The 20,654-nt window shown below is 71.8% G+C and carries 13 protein-coding genes, 1 tRNA gene and 2 pseudogenes; 14 read left to right on the top strand and 2 right to left on the bottom strand.

The window, feature by feature from the left end; translation table 11 throughout:
- Positions 1-355: 355 nt before the first annotated feature.
- The 5 genes and pseudogenes from ACZ4XD_RS17860 (at position 356) to ACZ4XD_RS17840 (ending at position 4,326) form a co-directional block, all read left to right on the top strand.
- Entirely contained in the window at positions 356-955 is a 600-nt protein-coding gene (locus ACZ4XD_RS17860) for a hypothetical protein (RefSeq protein WP_468043072.1), read from the top strand.
- 861 nt (positions 956-1,816) lie between these two features.
- A complete protein-coding gene (locus ACZ4XD_RS17855; RefSeq protein ID WP_468043191.1) occupies positions 1,817-2,218 on the top strand; it encodes an effector-associated constant component EACC1 in 402 nt (133 codons plus the stop codon).
- Positions 2,219-2,220: 2 nt separating this feature from the next.
- Positions 2,221-2,886 (top strand): annotated as a pseudogene (locus tag ACZ4XD_RS17850) (caspase family protein); the annotation flags it as partial.
- Between the two features lie 795 nt (positions 2,887-3,681).
- Positions 3,682-3,876, top strand: a pseudogene (locus tag ACZ4XD_RS17845) (hypothetical protein); the annotation flags it as partial.
- Between the two features lie 376 nt (positions 3,877-4,252).
- A tRNA-Met gene (locus tag ACZ4XD_RS17840) sits at positions 4,253-4,326 on the top strand.
- Positions 4,327-4,385: 59 nt separating this feature from the next.
- Here the strand turns inward: ACZ4XD_RS17840 and ACZ4XD_RS17835 are convergent.
- Entirely contained in the window at positions 4,386-5,186 is an 801-nt protein-coding gene (locus tag ACZ4XD_RS17835; protein WP_468043070.1) for an NAD(P)H-dependent oxidoreductase, read from the bottom strand.
- A gap of 44 nt (positions 5,187-5,230) precedes the next feature.
- Between ACZ4XD_RS17835 and ACZ4XD_RS17830 the strand changes: the two genes are divergently transcribed.
- The 3 genes from ACZ4XD_RS17830 to ACZ4XD_RS17820 all read left to right on the top strand — a co-directional run bounded on the left by ACZ4XD_RS17830 (position 5,231) and on the right by ACZ4XD_RS17820 (position 9,692).
- Complete coding sequence (locus tag ACZ4XD_RS17830; protein ID WP_468043068.1) at positions 5,231-6,331, top strand: GlxA family transcriptional regulator; 1,101 nt, start codon at positions 5,231-5,233, stop codon at positions 6,329-6,331.
- Between the two features lie 315 nt (positions 6,332-6,646).
- Entirely contained in the window at positions 6,647-7,744 is a 1,098-nt protein-coding gene (locus tag ACZ4XD_RS17825) for a DUF2797 domain-containing protein (protein ID WP_468043066.1), read from the top strand.
- Positions 7,745-8,816: 1,072 nt separating this feature from the next.
- Positions 8,817-9,692, top strand: coding sequence for an amidohydrolase family protein (locus ACZ4XD_RS17820; RefSeq protein WP_468043064.1), 876 nt, complete (start codon positions 8,817-8,819; stop codon positions 9,690-9,692).
- A gap of 31 nt (positions 9,693-9,723) precedes the next feature.
- Here the strand turns inward: ACZ4XD_RS17820 and ACZ4XD_RS17815 are convergent, their stop codons facing one another.
- Positions 9,724-10,275, bottom strand: coding sequence for an NADPH-dependent FMN reductase (locus ACZ4XD_RS17815; RefSeq protein ID WP_468043062.1), 552 nt, complete (start codon positions 10,273-10,275; stop codon positions 9,724-9,726).
- 610 nt (positions 10,276-10,885) lie between these two features.
- Here ACZ4XD_RS17815 and ACZ4XD_RS17810 point away from each other — a divergent pair.
- The 6 genes from ACZ4XD_RS17810 (at position 10,886) to ACZ4XD_RS17785 (ending at position 20,566) form a co-directional block, all read left to right on the top strand.
- Positions 10,886-11,677 carry a response regulator transcription factor gene (locus tag ACZ4XD_RS17810; protein ID WP_468043060.1) on the top strand — a complete coding sequence of 264 codons (792 nt, stop codon included), beginning with the start codon at positions 10,886-10,888 and terminating at the stop codon, positions 11,675-11,677.
- A 321-nt stretch (positions 11,678-11,998) separates the two neighbouring features.
- Positions 11,999-13,486 carry a sensor histidine kinase gene (locus ACZ4XD_RS17805; protein ID WP_468043189.1) on the top strand — a complete coding sequence of 496 codons (1,488 nt, stop codon included), beginning with the start codon at positions 11,999-12,001 and terminating at the stop codon, positions 13,484-13,486.
- A gap of 143 nt (positions 13,487-13,629) precedes the next feature.
- Positions 13,630-14,949: a bifunctional glycosyltransferase family 2/GtrA family protein gene (locus tag ACZ4XD_RS17800; RefSeq protein ID WP_468043058.1), complete on the top strand. Its 1,320-nt coding sequence runs from the start codon at positions 13,630-13,632 to the stop codon at positions 14,947-14,949.
- The gene (locus ACZ4XD_RS17795; protein ID WP_468043056.1) at positions 14,946-17,267 is read left to right on the top strand and encodes an ArnT family glycosyltransferase; all 2,322 of its coding nucleotides are present in this window, start codon (positions 14,946-14,948) and stop codon (positions 17,265-17,267) included. The genes ACZ4XD_RS17800 and ACZ4XD_RS17795 overlap by 4 nt, the downstream gene beginning before the upstream one ends.
- A 383-nt stretch (positions 17,268-17,650) precedes the next feature.
- On the top strand, positions 17,651-18,868 hold the full coding sequence (locus tag ACZ4XD_RS17790; RefSeq protein WP_468043054.1) for an RICIN domain-containing protein: 1,218 nt from the start codon (positions 17,651-17,653) through the stop codon (positions 18,866-18,868).
- A 99-nt stretch (positions 18,869-18,967) separates the two neighbouring features.
- A complete protein-coding gene (locus ACZ4XD_RS17785) occupies positions 18,968-20,566 on the top strand; it encodes an MFS transporter (RefSeq protein ID WP_468043053.1) in 1,599 nt (532 codons plus the stop codon).
- The last annotated feature ends 88 nt before the right edge of the window (positions 20,567-20,654 follow it).

Genomic DNA, 20,654 nt, shown 5'->3' with positions numbered 1-20,654 from the left:
TCCGCGGCAGCGCCCCGGTGAGCCGTTCTGCCTGTACAGCGCCTATGAGTGAGCCAAACCGCCGGTGATTTCCGAGCTGAGAGTGCCAGTGCGATGCGTGCCAGAAGGGTGGTCGTCGGGGTCAGCGGTCCCGCTGTTCTGGCACGGCCGCAGCTTCCCGGCGCGCCTTCCGTGCAGTGGCGTCGAGATCAGCTGCAACTTCCTGCCGCCAGCCTTGGTCAAGCTGACCTCTCGGCCTGTCTGGCAGGGAATGGACAGGACACATCAGGAGCGAATCAAGCCAAGGCCCGGCGTAACCTCCGCTCTCCGCGTTACCGTCCAGCCCCACAGGCACGGACATGGGGGAGGGCCTGAGTTGATCGACTGGGCGGCGCTGCTCGGCGGTGCACTGTTTGGCTTCCTGGGCGGCATGGTGGCTGCCTGGCGTATCGCCAGTGTCGAGGCAGCGAAGGCATGGGCCGGTGATCTCCGGCACCGGTTCAAGGTGAAGCAGGCCGACCGAGAGAAGACGCAGCAGCTCCGGCACGCCCTTCTTGACGACAACCATCAGGCAGAGTTGCAGCGCAGCGGGGATGAGCGGAAGCAGGCCGAGAAGGCCCGCGAGAACGAGCGCAGGCGCATCAAACGGGCTCACGCTGAACTGAAGAAAGCCCTGCAAACCGCCAACGAGAGTGTCGGGACCTACACAACCGCACGGTTCATCACCATGCTCAAGGGGGAGGTGCCATCGGAAACTATCTCGGAGGAGATCAACAAGCTGGACCGGCATACGTTGCTACTCAAGGAGCTACAGGGCCGCCTTGAGACGCTTTCTGGACTTGGCATCTCGATCAATCACAGGATCACGGACTGGCGCGAGCCCTTCCAGGGCGACCTGCGTGAGCTGGCGAAGGCCATCACCTCGAAGACAGAGGAGTACGCCAACTTGCTGTCGCAGCATCAAGGCAGCTCCTGACCTCATAGCTCCCTGCGAGATCCGCACGTACTTCGAGGCATTCGTCGACATCTCATCGTCACCGCTCAGCAACTGTTCGAGTCGTTCTCGTTGCACACTCTCGCCCCGGCCCCGAAATCGTGCTGTACAGCACCGAAGTACAGCAACCCCAGCAACCGCCAGCCCCCAACACCGGTCGCCATACTCCTCCCCGCAGCCTGTATGACCTCCAATGCCCGGTCTCTTCAGAGCTACGGATCAGAAGGTTGCAGGTTCGAATCCTGCCGAGCGCACAGCAAGCGAGAGGCCCCGTCGAGAAATCGGCGGGGCCTCTGGCGTTTGTGTTGGCGGGTGCGCGGCGGTGAGGTCGGGGCGGGCAAGCGGGGCCGGTGACTGGTGCTCAGGCTTTGTTTCGCGAGGCGAGTTCTTCCTCCCACCCCCGTACCCACCCCCGCCCCCTCCTCCCCCCCCGAAGGGGGAGGAGGGGGCGGGGGCGGGGGAGCAGCGAGGGGTGCTGCGTGGGGGGGGCAGTGAGGGTGCCGCGAGGGTTGTCGTGAGTGGGCAGTGGCGGGGCGGGGCGTCGCGGGGCCCGGGTGGTGGCCAGCCCTGCGGAAACCCGTGACCTTGGGGTTGTGCCGGCCCCGGGGAAGTTCCAGTGGGTGTGGCGTCTATCGGGCGGGCGGAAGCCCCGTGGTGGTGGGGTTGCGCCGGCCGTGGGGGAACCCGGTGGCTTTGGCGTTGGGCTGGCCCTGGGAAACCCGGTGGCTTTCGGCTTGCTTCAGGGCAGGGGATAACCCCGTGGCCCTGGGGAGGGGTGGGCCTGGGGAAAACGTCGTCGGGGTGGGGGGTGCGCTTCTATGGTGTGGGGTGGGAGTGGTGGCGATGGAAGGGGCCGGGTGGGTGGAGGTCAATCTGTCGTTCGGGGGTGGGGCGGAGGATGCCGAGGGGGCGGTGTCGTTGTACCGGTGGCTGGTGGCCGAGCCTGAGTTGCGGGGGCAGGTGAGGGTTTCGCTTGGGCCCGGGCAGCCGGAGCCGGGGCACATGGGCGGGGGGCTGGATCTCGTCAATGTCGTGGTCGCCAACAGCATTGCTCTGGGCAGTCTGATCACCGCGGTGGCGACCTGGCGGGGCTCGCGGCCCCGGCCGCCGCAGGTCCGGCTGGAGCGGGACGGTGTGGTGGTGACGCTGCACGACAGCTCTCCCGAGGCGGTCGAGCAGATTCTGCGGGTCTGGAACGAGAGCGGTGCGCCCGCTCCACTGGCGGCGGACGGAGACAGCGAGTAGCCGTGGCCGTCTTGTCGGACCCGGCCCGCTCGGAGGCCGTATTGGTGGGCGTCCATGACTACGTCAACCTGGAGAAGCTGCCGGCGGTCGCCCGGAATCTGGCGGGGCTGCGGGAGGCGCTGACCGATCCCGCGGTCTGGGGACTGCCCGCCGAGGCCTGCACGGTGCTTTCGCAGCCCGGTAGTGCCGGGCTGGTGCTGGACACGGTGCGGGATCGGGCGGCCCAGGACACCCTGTTCATCTACTACGCCGGGCACGGGCTTACGGACCCGCACACCGACGAGCTCTATCTCGCCCTGCCCGATTCGGACCGCGAACGCGAGTACACCTCGCTGCGGTACGAGTATCTGCGGCGGGCGGTGCTGGATCCGCAGGCGGGCGCCCAGCGGACCGTGGTGATCCTTGACTGCTGTTACAGCGGACGTGCGCTGCTCGGGCGGATGAGTGCCAGTGCGCACATCGCGGACCAGGCCATTGTCGAGGGGACCTGCCTGCTGACGGCCTCCGCCGAGACCCGGCCCGCGCTGTCGCCGCCCGGGGAGACGTATACGGCGTTCACCGGTGAGTTGATCGCGACGCTGACCGAGGGCATTCCGGACCGGCCCGATCCGCTCGACATGGACACCCTCTACCGGCATCTTCGCGCACGGCTGGCGAGCAGGTCCCGGCCGGTGCCCCAGCAGCGCAATCGCAATACCGGTGGCCGTATCGCCATCGCCCGCAACCGGGCCGTATCGGACGGGGCGGCGCCGTACGGGGCCGTGTCCGACCCGGCGAGCCTGGCCGACCGGCAGAGTGAAGCCGAGCAGCGGCTCGCGGAGATGGAGCGGCGGGCGGAGCTGTTACGGCTGGAGACCGAGGCGCTGCGGCAGGAGGCGGAGCGGCGCGCCCTTCAGACGGTGGAGACCGCGCAGCGGCTGGCGAACGCTCTGGCCGCCTCCCCGGACCGGGCTGTCCGGCCGTTCTGGTTCGCGGTGCCGGCCACGCGTCCGTTCATGGGACAGGACGGTTCGCTGGAGCCGGTGGGGGAGTTGGTGCCGGGCACCTGGTACCTCGCCGTCGAGCAGCGGGGCACGGCCCTCGTCGTGCAGAGCGAGGACGGTCGCCGGGGTCTGCTGCTCGACGCGGAGGGCATCGAGCGCGGGTACTACGTGGACTACGGGGCGGCTGTGGAGCCGGGCTTCGAGCCGTTCTGGTTCGCGGTTCCGGTGGCTCGCGAGATGTTGAGCGAGGACGGCTCGCTGGAGCCGGTGGCGGAACTGGTGCCGGGTGTCTGGTACCTCGCCATCGGGCAGAGCGACGGGGCCCTCGTCGCGCGGACCGAGGAGGGTCGCCAGGGTCTGCTGCGCAATACGGACGGCATCCAGCGCGGGGGCAGTGACGTGGCGGAGAGCCATGCCCGGCAGACGCTGCGCAAGGCCGAACGCATGGCCGGTGCCGTGGTGTCCGACCCGGAGCCGGGTTTCCAGCCGTTCTGGTTCGCGGTCCCGGTGGCTCGCGAGATGTTGAGCGAGGACGGCTCGCTGGAGCCGGTGGCGGAGCTGGTGCCGGGCACCTGGTACCTCGCCGTCGAGCAGCGGGGGCCCGCGCTCCTCGCGCAGTGCTCGGACGGGCGCCGGGGGTTGTTGCTCGACACCGACGGCATTCAGCGGGGCTGAGCGGTGGGGGCGGCCGGTGGCCGGGCATCGTCGCGGGGGCGGGGCGGGGCGGGGCGGGGCGGGACGGGCGGTCGTACGTCCGCAGGGGATGGCGTCCAGGACGCGGCGGCCAGACGGCGGCCAGACGGCGGCCAGACGGGGGCGGACCAGGGCGGACGTGCTGGCCGTCTGGTGGGCGTCGCGGTCGGTGATGTTTACGGGAGGGCGTTCCCAGGGGCTGCGGAGTCCTTGGGGTGGTGGGTGAGTGGGTGTCGTAGGGGGAGTTTTCCAAGGGGGCCAACGGGGGTGCGCAGGGCCGCAGTTGGGTGTGGGTGGGGTGGCGGCCGGAAAGCGATTAGGTATTGCCGGGGGAGTCGCGTAGTGTTCATTTCACCGACGCGGGGTGGAGCAGCTCGGTAGCTCGCTGGGCTCATAACCCAGAGGTCGCAGGTTCAAATCCTGTCCCCGCTACTGACGCCGTAGGCCCGGTGGAATCATTCCACCGGGCCTACGGCTTTTGTGCGTGTGATTCAGTCGTGGACCGGGGGCGGCGGGGCCGTGTAGTGGACGGCCGGGCCGGTGCGGGGCGGGGGCAGCCGGGCCAGGTCGGGGTGGAGCAGGAGCTCGTCGTCGTAGTCGCTGCTGTTCTGGTGGCGGAACGGGAGCGGCTCGGTAGTGGGGAGCGTGCGCAGGCGCTCGCGCAGCCGGGTGGCGGCGGTCGCGTAGGCGGTCGGGGTGGTGCGGTCCGCGCCGGGGATCAGAAGGGGCGGGACGACGGACATCCCCGTGTACCAGAGGGTGCCGTGCTGGAGGGGGAAGAGGAGGTCGTTGAGGTCTCCGTTGACGCCGCGCGGGCCGAGGGTGGCGGCGCGGGCGCCGGCGGTGGTGATGACCATGGCGCGTTTGCCGGTGAGTTTGCCGTCGCCGTAGCGCTGGGGGCGGCCGGTGGCCGGGTCGGTGATGCCGAAGGCGAAGCCCTTGATGAAGACGCGGTCGAACCAGCCCTTGAGGATGGCGGGCATCCCGTACCACCAGAGGGGGAACTGGACGATCAAGGTGTCGGCCCAGTCGAGCTTGTCCTGTTCGGCGCGGATGTCGGGGGCCAAGTGGCCGTCCGTATAGGCGCGTTCCGAGGCCGCGCCGATGAGCAGGCGGTCGGCCGGGTCGTGGCCGTAGTCGGCGGCGTCGACCACCGGGTTCCACTTCATGGCGTACAGGTCGGAGACGCGGTGTTGGTGGCCCTCGGCGTCGAGGGCGCGGAGGCCCTCGTCCTTGAGGGCGCCGCTCAGGGAGCGCTGGTCGGGGTGGGCGAACAGCCAGAGGACCTTCATGTCCTCCACTCTCCGCGGGAGCGGGGGGCCGGACGAGTGGCCCGATGGCCATGGTGTGCAAGGATCGGGCCATGGGTGTAGTGGAGAGCGGAAGCGGTGGCGGGGGCAGGGGTGAGGCCCGGCAGGTGCGGGCCGTTCCGGAAAGCACGTCGCGGCCGCGGGTGGCGGTGCTGGTGCGGGACGGGATGCTGCCGATCGAGGTGGGCATCGTGCACCGGATCTTCGGGGAGGCCCGGTCGGCGGCCGGGGAGCGGCTGTACGAGCTGGTGACCTGCGCGTTGGAGCCCGGTGAGGTGCGGACGGACACGGACTTCACGGTGAACGTCGCGCACGGGCCGGAGGCACTGGCGGAGGCCGACACCGTGGTCGTACCGGCGTCCGGGGCGGACTACGACCTCGGGGCGGAGCGGAGCGCCGGGCGGCTGAGTCCGGCGATGGCCGACGCGCTGGGCCGGATTCGGCCGGGGACCCGGATCGCGTCGATCTGCACGGGCGCGTTCGTGCTGGCCGCGGCCGGGCTGCTGGACGGGCGGCGGGCGACCACCCACTGGCGGTCGGTGGAGCACTTCCGCCAGTTGTTCCCGGCCGTCGAGCTGGACGCGGATGTGCTGTACACGGACGAGGGCGAGGTGCTGACGGCCGCCGGGGTCGCCTCCGGGATCGATCTGTGTCTGCACATGGTCCGGTGTGATCACGGGGCGGCGGTGGCCAACGACGTGGCGCGGCGGACGGTCGTGCCGCCCCATCGGGAGGGCGGGCAGGCGCAGTACATCCGGCGGCCGGTGCCGGAGCCGCGGATCTCGTCCACCGGGGTGGCGCGGGCCTGGGCGCTGGAGCACCTGGACCGGCCGTTGAGCCTGCGGGAGCTGGCGGCACGGGAGTCGATGAGCGTACGGACCTTCACCCGGCGGTTCCGGGAGGAGGTCGGGATCTCGCCGCTCCAGTGGCTGACGCAGCAACGGATCGAGCGGGCCCGGCAGTTGCTGGAGGAGACGGAGCTGACGGTGGACCGGATCGCGGCCGAGGCGGGCTTCGGGACGGCGGCCTCGCTGCGGCAGCATCTCCAGTCGGCGCTGGGGGTGTCGCCGCGGGCGTATCGGAGCACGTTTCGGGGGCCGGGGGGTGGGGGCGGGCTGGTGGCTTGAGGGGAGGGAGCTTGGTGGGGGAGGGGAGCTCGGTGGGGGGAGAAGAGCTCGGTGGGGGGAGGGGAGTTGGTGGGGAGAAGGGGAGGCGGTGGCTTGAGGGGTAGGTGAGGGGGCGGGCCGGGCCTGGGGCGGGTGCAGGTGCGGGGTGTGGGTGAGGGTGGGGCCCGGGCGGGTGTGTGGTGCGGGCGGGGCCCGGGCGGGTGCAGGTGCGGGGTCCGGGTGGGTGTGTGGTGCGGGTGTTCTCGGGATCGGGGTCGGGGGCGGGGTCGGCTGCGGGCGGGTGGCGTTGTCAGTGGGTGGTCGTACGCTGGCGGTGTGTGGCGATGTACGGGACCGCGCTGGTCGGGCGGCGGGCCGGGGTCGGGGCCGGCGGGGCGGTTCGGACAGCGGCTCGGCTGGTATTGCGCCGAGCGGGGCGAGGAGCGGATGAGCCTGCTCCCCGCGGGCAAGCCGCTGGCCTTCGCAGCGCAGGGCGAGCGGCTGTGTCTGGGGGTGCGGCGGGCCGGCCGCTGGATCGTGTGCCCGTATGGGGCGGTGCTCGACGGGGCGAGTGCCAAGGACCAGTGTGCGCGGTGTGCCCAGTTGGACCGGTCGCGTTCGGTGGCCGCGGACACCATGGCCGACGATCCGCGTCCGTACGGCGTCTATCTCGCGTACTTCGGTCCCGGTCTGCTCAAGGTGGGGATCACGGCCGCCGAGCGCGGACCGGCCCGGCTGGTGGAGCAGGGGGCGGTGGCATACGCATGGCTGGGGCGGGGGCCGCTGATGGCGGCGCGGCGGGCGGAGGCGCTGCTGGGGAGTGCGCTGGCGGTGCCCGACCGGTTCACGAAGGCGGCCAAGCGGGCGGCGCGCGGGGCGCTGCCACCGCTACCGGAGCGGTCCGCCGAGCTGGCTCAACTGCACCGCACCGCACGGGGGTTGGCGGGCTGGCCGGAGACGCTGGAGCCGGTGGAGTTCGCCTGCACCGACCACACGGAGCTGTTCGGGCTCGACCGGATTCCGGGTGAGGTGGCGGAGCTGAGCGGGATGACGGCCGGGGCGGAGATCGTGGGGGAGGTGCTGACCGGGGTGGGGGCTGATGTGTATCTGTGGTTGGCGGGGGAGGGGGACGGGGGCGGATCCGGGGACGGCGACGGGGGCGGGGGCGAGGGCGGCTCCAGGGACGGGGATGGGCGCGGGGGCGCTGGGTTCGGTGGGGGTGCGGGTCCGGGGTCGGGGGCAAGTGCGGGTCCAGGTGCGGGGGCGAGTGCAGGTGGAGGGGCGGGTGTGGTGGCGGTGATGGATGCTCGGTTGCTGTCCGGGTGGGTGTTGGGGACCGCTGTGGGGCGGGTGACGACGGTGACGGTACGGGCCGCGGGTCGTGGGGCGGGAGAGCGGGAGGGGGCGGGGGTGGAGCAGGAGGGGTTGTTCTGAGGGGGCTGCGGGCCGGCGTGGTGGGGGCGGTGGGCTGGGGGCGGCGTGGTTGGGGCGGCCGTCGGGGCCGAGTTGGTCGTATTGCTTGCCGGGTGGCTGCCGGGTGGCTGCCGAGTGGGGGGAGCGGGGCGGGTTGCCGCTTTGCTTGGCTGGGGGTGTTGTTGGGGGAGCGTCGGGGCTGTTCGCGCTGTTCAGGGCCCGTCTCGGGGTTCAGGGCTCGTCTCGGGGGTTCCGGGCTCGACTTGGGGGCTTCGGGCTCGTCTCGGGGGGCCGGGCCCGCCAGGACGCGGGAGCGCTCGGGGGCTTTCGGGGGCGGGGGTGCGCGGGGTCCTTCGGACGCAAGGGTGCGGTGGAGTTGCGCGGAAAGCGGCTGGCGGGGGTTGTTCCGGGGTGGGGTTGGGCGTTTAGATGCTGCGTGCAGGTAGATGGCGGCTGGTGGCTCAGCGGGTCGCTACGTGGGCTGCACGGGTATGTGGGCGATACGGGCCAGGTGGTCCGCATGGCGGCACGGGGCATAGTCATCACGGGCCCCGCGGTGTCACGGGCCGGGCGGCGTAACGGGCACAACGGCCCACGGGCCCGACGGCTCATACGGCGCCATGGGCACAAGGGCCCGACGGCTCCCACGGCGCCACTGGGCACAACGGCACCACGGGCCATGCGGTCTACGCGGCCATGCGGTCCACGCCCCGTGGGTGTGGGTTGCCCGCAGGAGGCTGGGTGCCACGTGCCGGAGGGCTTCGGCCGTGCGGAGGGCGTCGGTCGAGCGCAGGCGTTGGGCCGTGCCGGGGCGGTCGGTTCGGGCCGGTGGGGCTCGGTCGTGCCGGGTGTTCGGTCGGGCCGGTGGGGCTCGGCAGTGCCGGGTGTTCGGTTCGGGCCAGAGAGGTTCGGTCGGGCTGGGCCTGCGGTACGTGCCCGGGGTGTTCGGTGTGTGCCGGGGGTGTTCCGTAGGGGAGCCTTCGGATGGTCATCTGCGTAAGGGGCGGGTCGGGCCGTGCCGGTCGGGGCCGTAGGGGCGGGGCCGTAGTGGTCGCGAGGCCGTAGTGGTCGAACCGTGAGGGAGGGGCTCGGCGTGGTGGACGGGGATGAGCGGGTTGGTGCGTTCTGGCGGGAGTTGGGGCTGCCGGGGCTGATCGATGTGCATACGCACTTCATGCCCGAGCGGGTGATGGCGAAGGTCTGGGCGTATTTCGACGCGGCCGGGCCGCTGGTGGGGCGGGTGTGGCCGATCGCGTACCGGTTCGAGGAGGACGAGCGGCTGGCGGTGCTGCGCGGCTTCGGCGTACGCGCCTTCACCTCGATGATCTATCCGCACAAGCCGGGAATGGCGCGGTGGCTGAACGGCTGGGCGGCCGACTTCGCGTCCCGTACGCCGGACTGTCTGCGGACCGCGACGTTCTTCCCGGAGGACGGCGCCGCGGAGTATGTGCGCGCCGAACTGGCCGACGGGGCACGGGTTTTCAAGGCGCATGTGCAGGTGGGCGGGTACGACCCGGCCGATGCGCTGCTCGACCCGGTGTGGGGTGCCCTCGCGGAGGCCGGGGTGCCGGTCGTCACCCACTGCGGTTCCGGCCCGGTGCCGGGCAAGCACACCGGGCCCGAGCCGATCGCACGTCTGCTGGCCCGCCATCCACGGCTGCGGCTGATCGTCGCGCACATGGGGATGCCGGAGTACGCCGACTTCATGGACCTCGCGCAGCGCTATCAGGGAGTGCACCTCGACACGACGATGGCGTTCACGGACTTCTCCGAGCGGAGCGCGCCGTTCCCGCGGGCGGAGCGCGGCCGGCTCGCGGACCTCGGTGAGCGGGTGCTGTTCGGCAGCGACTTCCCCAACATCCCCTACGGGTACGCGCATGCGCTGGAAGTGCTCGCCGGGCTGGAGCTGGGGGAGGACTGGCTGCGCGGGGTCTGTTACGGGAACGCGGCGCGGTTGTTCGGCGTGTGAGCGGGCCGGACGGCGGTGCGGGCCGCCGCCTTCATGGTGTGGTGAGCGGGGTGGCGGTTGCGGCTGCGGCCAGATGAGCCATGGCTACGCCCAGATCGGTGAGGGTGGCCTCGTCCTTCACCCGTTCCGTAGTGGGGTCGACCTTCGGGCCGATGGCGGGGATCTCGCGGCAGGCCGCCGTCACGACCTCGCCGGACATCATGCGCAGGACCTCGCACAGCTGGGAGTTGGCGTGGTCCCCGCCGGTGGGGAATGGCGAGGCGGTGATCACGGCGACCGGCTTGCTGACGCATTCGCCGCTGCTGACCAGCCAGTCGAGGGCGTTCTTGAGGACGCCGGGGACTCCGTGCGCGTATTCGGGGCTGACGACGAGCAGGGCGTCGGCGGTCGCGGCGGCGGTGCGCAGGGCGGCGACCGGGGCCGGGGGTGTGGCGTCCTCGCCGTCCAGGTCGGGGTTGAAGTGCGGGAGCGCGCCGATGTCCGCGGTGGTGGCCGGACCGTCCCAGAAGGTGAGCGCGGAGCGCAGCACCGCACCGTTGGAGGAGCGCGCCCGCAGGCTGCCGGAGAGGGCGAGGAGTCTCATGCCGGCGACGGTACGCGGTCGGTGACCGTAGGCGGTCGGGGGCGGTACACGTTCGGCGACGGTACGCGTTCGGCGACGGTACGCGTTCGGGGCGGGGGTGGGTCGGAGAGGCTGTGGAGGGGGCGGTGGAGGGCTCTCGCGGCAGCTCTTCGTGGCCGTCAAGGCGAGGAAAGTGCTGGTCAGGACGATTGTCAGTGGCAGGTGCGATGCTTAAGAAGTGGTGATCGACCTGGACCGCGCGGGGGGCGGCCCAGGTCGGTCCACGGACGGTCGGCAGATACCGACTCGCGGCAGGCGAGGGGTCGTTGGGAGCTGACGGCTGACGGCTGACGGCTGACGGCTGACGGCTGACGGCTGACGGCTGACGGCTGACGGCTGACGGCTGACGGCTGACGGTGACAACTGACGGCTGAGGCCGTTGGTGGCTGGTGGCTGGTGGCTGGTGGCTGGTGGCTGGTGGCTGGTGGCTGGTGGCTGGTGGTGGGCAGGGGTGGGGTGGGGCGGGGGCCCCGGGGCCGGGGGAGGGGGTAAGAGAAGGCATGGCGGATTCTCAGGAGATTCACAGAAAGGCGCAAGGGAGCTCTCACGGGGGCGGGCCAAGCTCCGGAGCATGACCGTGACTTCCTCGTCCTCAGCGTCGTTTCGTCTGCCGGCTCCGGCGTCGTCCTCCAGGGGTGCGCCGGGGAAGCAGCCGGAGCTGTTGCGGGCCGACGGGAGTCCCGTGCGGGTGCTGGTCGTGGACGACGAGTCCTCGCTCGCCGATCTGCTGTCGCTCGCGCTGCGCTACGAGGGCTGGGACATCCGCGCGGAGGGGGACGGCGCCGGTGCGCTGCGCTGTGCCCGTAGGTGGCGGCCGGATGCGGTGCTGCTCGACGTCATGCTGCCGGACATGGACGGGCTGACGGTGCTCGGGCGGCTGCGGCGGGAACTTCCGGATGTGCCGGTGCTGTTCCTGACCGCCAAAGACGCGGTCGAGGACCGGATCGCCGGGCTGACGGCGGGCGGCGACGACTACGTCACCAAGCCGTTCAGTCTGGAGGAGGTGGTGGCCAGGCTGCGGGGGCTGCTGCGCCGGGCCGGTGCGGCCGCCGCGCGGAGCGAATCGCGGCTGACGGTGGGCGACCTGGTGCTCGACGAGGACAGCCACGAGGTGTGGCGGGACGGCCAGGAGATTCATCTGACGGCCACCGAGTTCGAGCTGCTGCGCTATCTGATGCGCAATCCGCGGCGGGTGCTCAGCAAGACCCAAATCCTCGACCGGGTCTGGAGCTATGACTTCGGCGGCCAGGCCAATGTCGTGGAGCTGTACATCTCGTATCTGCGGCGGAAGATCGACGCGGGGCGGGCGCCGATGATTCACACCCGGCGGGGCGCGGGCTATCTGATCAAGCCGGGCGGGTAGCGGGCCGTGAGCGGGAAGCCCGCCACGGCGCCCGAGCAGCCCGACCAGCCGGAGTGGCAAGACCGGAGCGGCCGACCCAAGCAGTCCGACCAGCCCAACGAACCCGAGTGGCACGACCCGTCCGACCGGCCCGAGCACCCCGGCCGGCCCGGGTATCCCGACCGGCGCGACCGCCCTGACCAGCGCCAGCCCCACCAGCCCTCCGAGCCGTCCACCGTGCCGGAGCACCCCAACCACCCCAACCACCCCGGCCCCCCGCCCCCGCCGAAAGCCCCCCGGCCTTCCGCCCCCCGTCGCCGATGGTCCCTCCGGACCCGGCTCGTGGTGTCCGCGGTGGCTCTGATCGCCGTCGTCGGGGCCGTCATCGGGACGGTGACGTCCATTGCGCTGTACTCCTACATGCAGGGGCAGTTGGACCGACAGGTGCATGAGTTCGTGAGGCGTGCCCAGATGCCGCGCCCCCACGAACCGCCGCGTCCCCAGGGCGGCCTGGACTTCGTGGCGATGGCGGGTCAGCCCCTCGGTGCGGTGGGGGCGCGGATCGGGCCCGGCGGTACGGCCGGGGCCGGAGCGAAACTGACCAACCCGACCGGCTGGCCGCCCGAGAAGCGGCTGACGATCCTGACCAAGGCGCAGGTCGCGGCGCTGAACAGGCTGCCGAGAGACGGCCGGTCACACACCGCCGAGCTGCCCGGACTCGGTGACTACCGGGTGGAGTCCGCCAAGGACGGCTCCCTGGTGCTCGGCCTGCCGCTCGCCGATGTGCAGAAGACCGTCGGCAGGCTCGTCCTCATCGAGGCGTGTGTGACGGCCGCCGGGCTGGCGGCGGTGGGGCTCGCGGGCTCCGCCATGGTCGGAATCGCGCTGCGGCCGCTGCGCCGGGTCGCCGCCACCGCCACCCGGGTCTCCGAACTCCCGCTCCACCAGGGCGATGTGGCGCTGCATGTCCGGGTTCCGGCGTCCGAGTCGGACGGGCGTACGGAGGTCGGGCAGGTCGGTGCGGCGCTGAACCGGATGCTGGGGCATGTCGGTTCGGCGCTCGCGGCCCGTCAGGAGAGCGAGACGCGGGTACGGCGGTTCGTCGCCGATGCCAGCCATGAGCTGCGTACCCCGCTCGCGTCGATCCGCGGTTACGCCGAGCTGACCCGGCGCGGGCGGGAGCAGCCTGGGCCGGAGACCCGGCACGCCCTGGGCCGGATCGAGTCGGAGGCGGAGCGGATGACGGGGCTGGTGGAGGATCTGCTGCTGCTCGCCCGGCTGGATTCCGGGCGTCCGCTCGCGTACGAGCGGATCGATCTGTCACCGCTGGTGGTCGATGCGGTGAGCGACGCCCGGGTGGCCGGGGCCGGTCACCGGTGGCGGCTGGAGCTGCCCGATGAGCCGGCCGTGGTGTACGGCGATGCCGGGCGGCTGCACCAGATACTGGTGAATCTGCTGGCCAATGCCCGTACGCATACGCCGGAGGGGACCACGGTGACCGCCAGGGTGCGGGCCGCCGCGGGTGCTGCCGACGGTCGCGACGGGGGCGTCCAGCTGGAGGTCCAAGACGACGGGCCGGGGATTCCGGCGGAGCTTCTGCCACATGTCTTCGAGCGCTTCGCCCGGGGGGATGCCTCGCGTTCGCGTGCCGCCGGGAGCACCGGGCTCGGCCTCGCCATCGTGCAGGCGGTGGTGGCCGCGCACGGCGGCACGGTCGAGGTCGGCAGTGCGCCGGGGCGGACGGTCTTTACGGTGACGCTGCCGACGGCGGCGGCGCCCTCGAAGGCGGGCCGTACGGCGGGACGGGCGGCACCGGGCACGGGCCGGTAAGACGCCCGTCACGGGCCGGGAGACGTCACTCGCGCTCCCCCCCCACCACTCGCCTCCCGCCTACTCACAGCCCCCCACCCACCCACAGCCCCACCACAGCCTCACCACACCCCCATGACAGCCGGTCTGGCGAATGTCGTGGCATGACGACGACACCGCCGCCCCGCGCCCCGCTGGGCTCCCTGCCACCACGCGAGCATCTGCGGCTCGGCCAGAGCGCGACCGTGCTCGATGTGGTGATCCCCGTCCACAACGAGGAGCGCGACCTCGAACCCTGTGTGCGGCGGCTGCGCGAGCACCTCGCCCGCACCTTCCCGTACGGCTTCCGGATCACCATCGCCGACAACGCGAGCACGGACCGTACGCCGGATGTCGCGGCCCGCCTCGACGATGCGCTCGACGAGGTCACCGCGGTACGGCTGGAGCAGAAGGGGCGGGGGCGGGCGCTGCGCACCGTGTGGTCGCTGTCCGAAGCGCCGGTGCTGGCCTATATGGACGTCGATCTGTCCACCGACCTCAACGCGCTGCTGCCGCTGGTGGCGCCGCTGATCTCCGGGCACTCGGATCTGGCCATCGGCTCCCGGCTCAGCCGGAGCGCGCGGGTGGTGCGGGGGCCGAAGCGGGAGTTCATCTCGCGGATGTACAACCTCATCCTGCGGGGCTCGCTCGCCGCACGGTTCTCCGACGCGCAGTGCGGGTTCAAGGCCATCCGCGGCGAGGTCGCCGAGCGGCTGCTGCCGATGGTCGAGGACACCGGGTGGTTCTTCGACACCGAGCTGCTGGTGCTCGCGGAGCGGGCCGGGCTGCGGATCCACGAGGTGCCGGTGGACTGGATCGACGATCCCCACAGCACCGTGCACCTCGTGCGGACGGCCGCCGATGACCTCAGGGGCGTCTGGCGGGTGGGGCGGGCGCTGGCGACCGGCGGGCTGCCGCTGGACCGGCTGGCCCGGCCGTTCGGGGACGATCCGCGGGACCGTGAGCTGACCGGTGTGCCCGGCGGGCTGGCCCGTCAGCTGGTCGGCTTCTGCGTCGTCGGAGGGCTGAGCACCCTGCTCTACCTCGCCCTCTTCTCCCTCTTCCGCCTCGGTACGGGCGCTCAACTGGCCAATGCCGCCGCGCTGTTGATGTCGGCGCTCGCCAATACGGCCGCCAACCGGCGGCTGACCTTCGGGGTACGGGGCCGGGACCGGGCGGTCCGCCATCAGGCGCAGGGGCTGGTGGTCTTCGCCGTCGGACTGGTGCTGACCAGCGGCTCGCTCGCGGCCCTCGACGCCGCCGGGGGCACCGCCTCGCACGGCACCGAACTCGCGGTGCTGGTGGCCGCCAACCTCGCGGCCACGGTGCTGCGGTTTCTGCTCTTCCGCGCCTGGGTCTTCCCCGACCGCGAGCGCCGGGACGACCACACCGTGACGCCGCACCCCTCGCCTGACCGGAACGACCTCACCAGGAGCGCTCGATGACCCCGCAACAACGGCCCGGCACCCCGGCCCCGCCGCCGTCCGCCCCACCAGAGGGCGCCACGGTGCCGCTCACCGGCCCCCGGGCGCCCGTGGAACCGGAGCCGGCAGCCCGCTGGGAGCGGCCCGCACTGCTGGCGTTGTTGCTGGTCACGGCGGTGCTCTACCTCTGGAGCCTGTCCGCTTCCGGCTACGCCAACCAGTTCTACTCGGCCGCCGTACAGGCCGGCAGTGAGAGCTGGAAGGCCTTCTTCTTCGGTTCGTCCGATGCGGCGAACTCCATCACCGTCGACAAGCCGCCGGCCGCGCTGTGGCCGATGGCGCTGTCCGTACGGCTCTTCGGGCTCGGCTCCTGGGCGGTGCTGGTGCCCGAGGCGCTGATGGGTGTGGCGGCCGTCGGGGTGCTCCATGGGGCCGTACGGCGGCGGTTCGGTGCGGGCGCGGGGCTGCTCGCGGGCGGTGCGCTGGCGGTGACGCCGGTCGCGGCCCTCATGTTCCGGTTCAACAACCCCGATGCGCTGCTGTGCCTGCTGATGGTCTGTGCGATCGCCTGCGTCCTGCGGGCTCTGGAAGCCGGCCGGACGAAGTGGCTGGTGCTGGCCGGGGTCTGCTTCGGGCTCGGGTTTCTCACCAAGACGCTCCAGGCGTGGCTGATCCTGCCGCCGCTCGCTGTCGTCTACGCCTGCTGTGCGCCGGTCGCGCTGCGCCGGCGGTTCGGTCAGCTGCTGCTCGCCGGGCCGGCGATCGTGGTGTCCGCCGGCTGGTGGGTGGCGCTCGTCGAACTGTGGCCGGCGGCCTCCCGCCCGTACATCGGCGGCTCCCAGCACAACAGCTTCCTGGAGCTGACCTTCGGCTACAACGGCTTCGGGCGGATCACCGGCAACGAGACCGGCAGCGTCGGCGGGGGCGGTGGCCGTCCCGGCGGCGGGGGTGGCTGGGGCGAGACCGGCCTCACCCGGCTGTTCTCGTCGGACATGGGCGGGCAGATCTCCTGGCTGCTGCCCGCGGCGCTGATCCTGCTGGTCGCGGCGGTGGCGGTGTTGTGGCGGGCGCGGCGGGCGGTCGCCGCCGAACAGGCCGGTCAGCGGGCGGAGTTCCTGGTCTGGGGCGGCGCGCTGCTGATGACCTTCACGACCTTCAGCTTCATGTCCGGGATCTTCCACCAGTACTACAACATCGCGCTGGCCCCGTATATCGCGGCGCTGGTCGGGATGGGTGCGGCGCTGTTGTGGCGGCGCGGCGGACGGCTCGCCGCATACGTCCTGGCCGGGACGGTGGCGGTGACCGCCGGATGGTCGTTCGTGCTGCTGAACCGCTCACCGGACTGGCTGCCGTGGCTGCGCTGGACGGTGGCGGCGCTCGGCTTGCTCGCGGCGCTGGGTCTGCTGGCGGCGGTACGACGGGACGGAGCCCGCGGGCCGGGGGGCACGCCCGTATCGAGCGGCGTGCCCGTATCGAGCGGCGCGCCGGCATCGGACGGCGGGCCGGTAGCGGGTGGCGGGCCGGTATCGGGTGGCGCCCCGGTACCGGCAAGCCGGCGGAGCGCCGTGCTGGCGGCGGGGCTCGGGTTGGTGACGGCGCTGGCCGGGCCGGTGGCGTACACGCTCAATACGGTCAACACGGCGAAGGGCGGCTCCATCGTCACGGCCGGTCCCTCGGTGCGGGGCGCCATGGGCGGCCCCGGCGGCGGGTTCCCGCGCGGCAGGATGCCGGGCCACAACGGCGGGGCCCCGGGCACCGGTCAGGGCGGCCGGACCGCCGGTCAGGCCCTTCCACCAGGTCAGGGCGCCCAAGGCCGGGGCCCGGTCGGTCGGCAGGCCGTCCCCGGCTTCCCGGGCGGTACGGGCCGCTCCGCCGAGACCGGTGCCGCCGGTGGCCGGATGCCCGTCAGGGGCGGCGTGGGCGGCATGGGCGGTCTGCTAAACGGCACCAAGGTGAGCGACCGGGCCAAGGCGCTGCTGGAGAAGGACGCGGACGACTACACCTGGGCGGCCGCGGGCACCGGCTCCCAGACCGCCGCGAGCTACCAACTCGCCACCGGGAAGCCGGTGATGGCGATCGGCGGCTTCAACGGGAGTGATCCGTCGCCGACCCTGGACCGGTTCAAGAAGTATGTCGCGGAAGGGGAGATCCACTACTTCATCGGCGGCGAATCGGCCGGTGGTCCCGCCCGTCCCGGCTCTACGGCTCGCCCCGGCGCTACGGCCCGACCCGGCGGCGGCCATGGAAGCGCCTCGCAAATCGACTCCTGGGTGAAGAAGAACTTCAAGAAGGTCACGGTCGGCGGCGCCACCTTCTACGACCTGACGAAGCCCGGGTGATGCGGTCACCCGGCACCTCACGGAGCTCCGGACCCAGGTCGCCGTCTGGGCCGTCGCGCAGGGCGTCACGGCCCCCTGACCGGCCCGGCTGACCGGCCCCCGGCCCCTTGACCGTCCCGCCGGGCGGGGCCCGCACCGCGATGCAGGTACCCGCGTACAGGTAGTTCTCCGCTACCGCCGGGCGGGCCGCGACGGTGATCGTGGTGCGGCGGTCGCCGCGTCGGGGTGGCGGCCCGTCCGGTCCGCCGGACGGGCCGTCCGGTCCGTCGGCGCCGTCCCGCGCACGGTGGCGCGTTCCGCTGCCCGCGCGGAGGAGCAGAGGGGTGGTGCCGGTCGGGCGCCAGCCCTCACCACCATGAGCAGGAAGAAGTGGGGCACCGGAAATGACTGCACGATGGGCCGGAAGACCCGGCCGTCTGTGTGCGCGCTGGGGCACGGCGGTGGCGATGGCCTTGATGATGTGCCTGGGGCTCATCGTCACACCGTTCGGGACGGGGCAGGCGCGGGCCGATGGCGGCCGGGACTGTAGCCAGCCGCTCCAGTGCGTGACGATCTACAGCAAGCTGGAGGCGCCCAACTGGCGGGTGCTGGACGTCGCTCGGGGCTGGGGCGGTGACGGTGCCGCGAACTGGGGTCACCTCAACGTCGTGCCGAAGGGCGACCCGACCGGGGAAAACCAGAAGTTCCAGCTGCGGGACACCGGAGACGGCAGTTTCCAGATGGTGGTCAACGACGGCGGCAAGTGCATCTCCCAGGACGACGGCCACTACCTCGGCTGGATGGCCGAGGTCGACTGCGCGAACGTCGACACCCAGAAGTGGTACCTCCAGCCGACGCCCTCCGACGGGTTCATGATCCGCTCGGTCAAGGACGACTCCTGCATGAACGCCCAGGGCGGGTACAGCGGGCAGAACTTCGTCTACCACTCGAACCACGTCGGGTCCTACGGCTGCAACGCCGGCGACCAGGCGTCGTTCTTCAGCATCCACGACCCGGCCGCCGGGGACGCGCGGGAGACCCCGGCCATGTACAGCCTCGCGGCGGCCTATGCGATGACCAAGTGCGACAAGGACCAGGCGTACTGCAAGTGGGAGATCACCGACCGTTCCGAGCCCACCTACGGGACCCCGATCTGCCGTGGTCACACCGATAAGAACGAGACCGGCGGCGACCTGACGAAGGAACTGACCCAGACCGAAACCAGCATCGAGTCCACCACGACGGGCTCGGCGATCCAGGACACCGCCGAGGTGGGCGTCACCCTGACCCTGGGTGTGAAGGACGTCTTCTCGGCGCAGGTGGGCGCGAAGTTCAGCCACTCCTGGCAGAGCAACTACGCACGCACCACCGGTACCCAGAAGACCTGGTCGGAGAAGGTGAGCATCACCGTTCCCGACGGCCAGTACGGCTGGGTGGAGGAGCGGCCCCGGACCCAGGACCTGACCGGCCACTTCGTCTTCGACATCAACGGCTGGGGCCAGTGGACCTACGGCGCCGACAGCAGCAACCCGGCCGTGGCCAAGATCGCCCTCGGCGGTGGCGACGACGGTAACGGGCTGTGGGTCAGCAAGACCGGCACCGAGCTGCCGACCTACTGCTGACCGCGGCCACCCCCGACCCGGCCTCAAATAAAATGTACGGCGTATAGCACTCCCTGTACGGTGTAAATCATTCGCTCATACACCGTACAGGGAGCCCGTATGTCCCCCGTGGCCTCCGACGCCACCACCACACTCCAGCCGCCGGGCCGGACCGCCACCCGCTGGCTGATCCTGGCCGTCATCTGCCTCGCCCAGCTGACGGTCATCCTCGACAACACCGTCCTCAACGTCGCCATCCCCTCCCTCACCGAGGACCTGGGGGCGACCACCGCCGACGTCCAGTGGATGATCAACGCCTACTCGCTGGTCCAGTCCGGTCTGCTGCTCACCGCCGGAAATTCCGCCGACCGCTACGGCCGGAAGAAGATGCTCGCCATCGGCCTGGTGCTCTTCGGCATCGCCTCGCTCGGCGCGGCGCTCGCCCAGTCACCCGGCCAGCTGATCGCCGCCCGGGCCGGGATGGGGGTCGGCGGCGCGCTGCTGATGACCACCACCCTCGCCGTCGTCATGCAGATCTTCGACGACGCCGAGCGCCCCAAGGCCATCGGTATCTGGAGCTCGGTCAACTCGCTCGGGTTCGCGGCCGGGCCGCTGATCGGCGGTTCGCTGCTCGACCACTTCTGGTGGGGCTCGCTGTTCCTGGTCAATCTGCCGGTCGCCGTCGTGGCGCTGCTGGCTGTCCTCGCCCTCGTGCCCGAGTCCAGCAGCCGCGGCGGCGAACTCCCCCAAGCTCTCAACGGCGTTCGAGCAGGGGGGTCCCCCATCGATCTGCTGGGCGCCCTGCTGTCCATGATCGGTATGGGCGGCGTGGTCTTCGCGATCATTTCCGGGCCGGTCACCGGCTGGCTGTCCGGGCGGGTGCTGATCTCCGCCGCCATCGGCCTGGCCGGCCTCGCGGTCTTCGCGCTGTGGGAGCTGCGCGTCCCGTATCCGATGCTGGATATGCACTTCTTCCGCAACCGCCGCTTCATCGGGGCGGTCTCCGGCGGCATCCTCGTCGCCTTCGGGATGGGCGGCTCGATGTTCCTGCTCACCCAGCATCTGCAACTGGTCCTCGGCTACGGCCCGTTGGACGCCGGACTGCGGATGGCGCCGCTCGCCGTCACCGTCATACTGATCAACTTCACCGGCCTGAGCGCGCGGCTGCTGCCCCGGCTCGGCACCCCCGGAATGATCGTCTCGGGGATGTCGCTGCTCGCGGCCGGCCTGGCCGCCATCTCTCTCCTCGGCGGCGACAGCTACGGCGGCATGCTGACCGGCCTGATCGTGATGGGCGTCGGTGTCGCGCTCGCCATGCCGACGATGGCCAACGCCATCATGTCCGCGATCCCGCCGGCCAAGGCCGGAGTGGGAGCGGGCGTCAACGGCACGCTGATGGAGTTCGGCCAGGGGCTCGGCGTCGCCGTCCTCGGCGCGGTCCTCAACTCCCGCTTCGTCGCGCTGCTTCCGCTGGTCGCCGCGAGCGCCGGCTCGCTGCCCGCGGCGCTCGCCAGGACCCGTACGGACGCCGAACGCACCGCCGTCCAGGACGCCTTCGCCGCCGGTATCGGCACCAGCCAGCTGGTCGGCGCGGCCGCGGTCTTCCTCGGCGGGCTGCTCGCCGCCGTGCTGCTGCGCCGGGCGGAGCGCACCGGCCGGGACCCGGAGGCGCCGGCCACGCCCGCCGGTGCGGAACCGGCGGCCGCCGTGGCGGAATAGCATCGGTGGGTAGGTGATCGTGAACGGCAGGTACCGACGGCCCGTATGACCACCCGTACGCGCCGTTGACTACCCGTACGCGCCGCGC

Source organism: Streptomyces sp. NPDC029466 (assembly GCF_055574515.1).
Note: the sequence above shows the minus strand (reverse complement) of the source record. Positions and strands in the feature narration are given on the sequence as shown.

What these genes read in the sequence shown, in the direction of transcription:
- ACZ4XD_RS17800 (WP_468043058.1), top strand. Translation starts at nt 13,630, where the DNA reads ATGACGACGACACCGCCGCCCCGCGCCCCGCTGGGCTCCCTGCCACCA.
- ACZ4XD_RS17790 (WP_468043054.1), top strand. Translation starts at nt 17,651, where the DNA reads ATGACTGCACGATGGGCCGGAAGACCCGGCCGTCTGTGTGCGCGCTGG.
- ACZ4XD_RS17830 (WP_468043068.1), top strand. Translation starts at nt 5,231, where the DNA reads ATGGCCATGGTGTGCAAGGATCGGGCCATGGGTGTAGTGGAGAGCGGA.
- ACZ4XD_RS17855 (WP_468043191.1), top strand. Translation starts at nt 1,817, where the DNA reads ATGGAAGGGGCCGGGTGGGTGGAGGTCAATCTGTCGTTCGGGGGTGGG.
- ACZ4XD_RS17815 (WP_468043062.1), bottom strand. Translation starts at nt 10,275, where the DNA reads ATGAGACTCCTCGCCCTCTCCGGCAGCCTGCGGGCGCGCTCCTCCAAC.
- ACZ4XD_RS17785 (WP_468043053.1), top strand. Translation starts at nt 18,968, where the DNA reads ATGTCCCCCGTGGCCTCCGACGCCACCACCACACTCCAGCCGCCGGGC.
- ACZ4XD_RS17835 (WP_468043070.1), bottom strand. Translation starts at nt 5,186, where the DNA reads ATGAAGGTCCTCTGGCTGTTCGCCCACCCCGACCAGCGCTCCCTGAGC.
- ACZ4XD_RS17795 (WP_468043056.1), top strand. Translation starts at nt 14,946, where the DNA reads ATGACCCCGCAACAACGGCCCGGCACCCCGGCCCCGCCGCCGTCCGCC.
- ACZ4XD_RS17810 (WP_468043060.1), top strand. Translation starts at nt 10,886, where the DNA reads ATGACCGTGACTTCCTCGTCCTCAGCGTCGTTTCGTCTGCCGGCTCCG.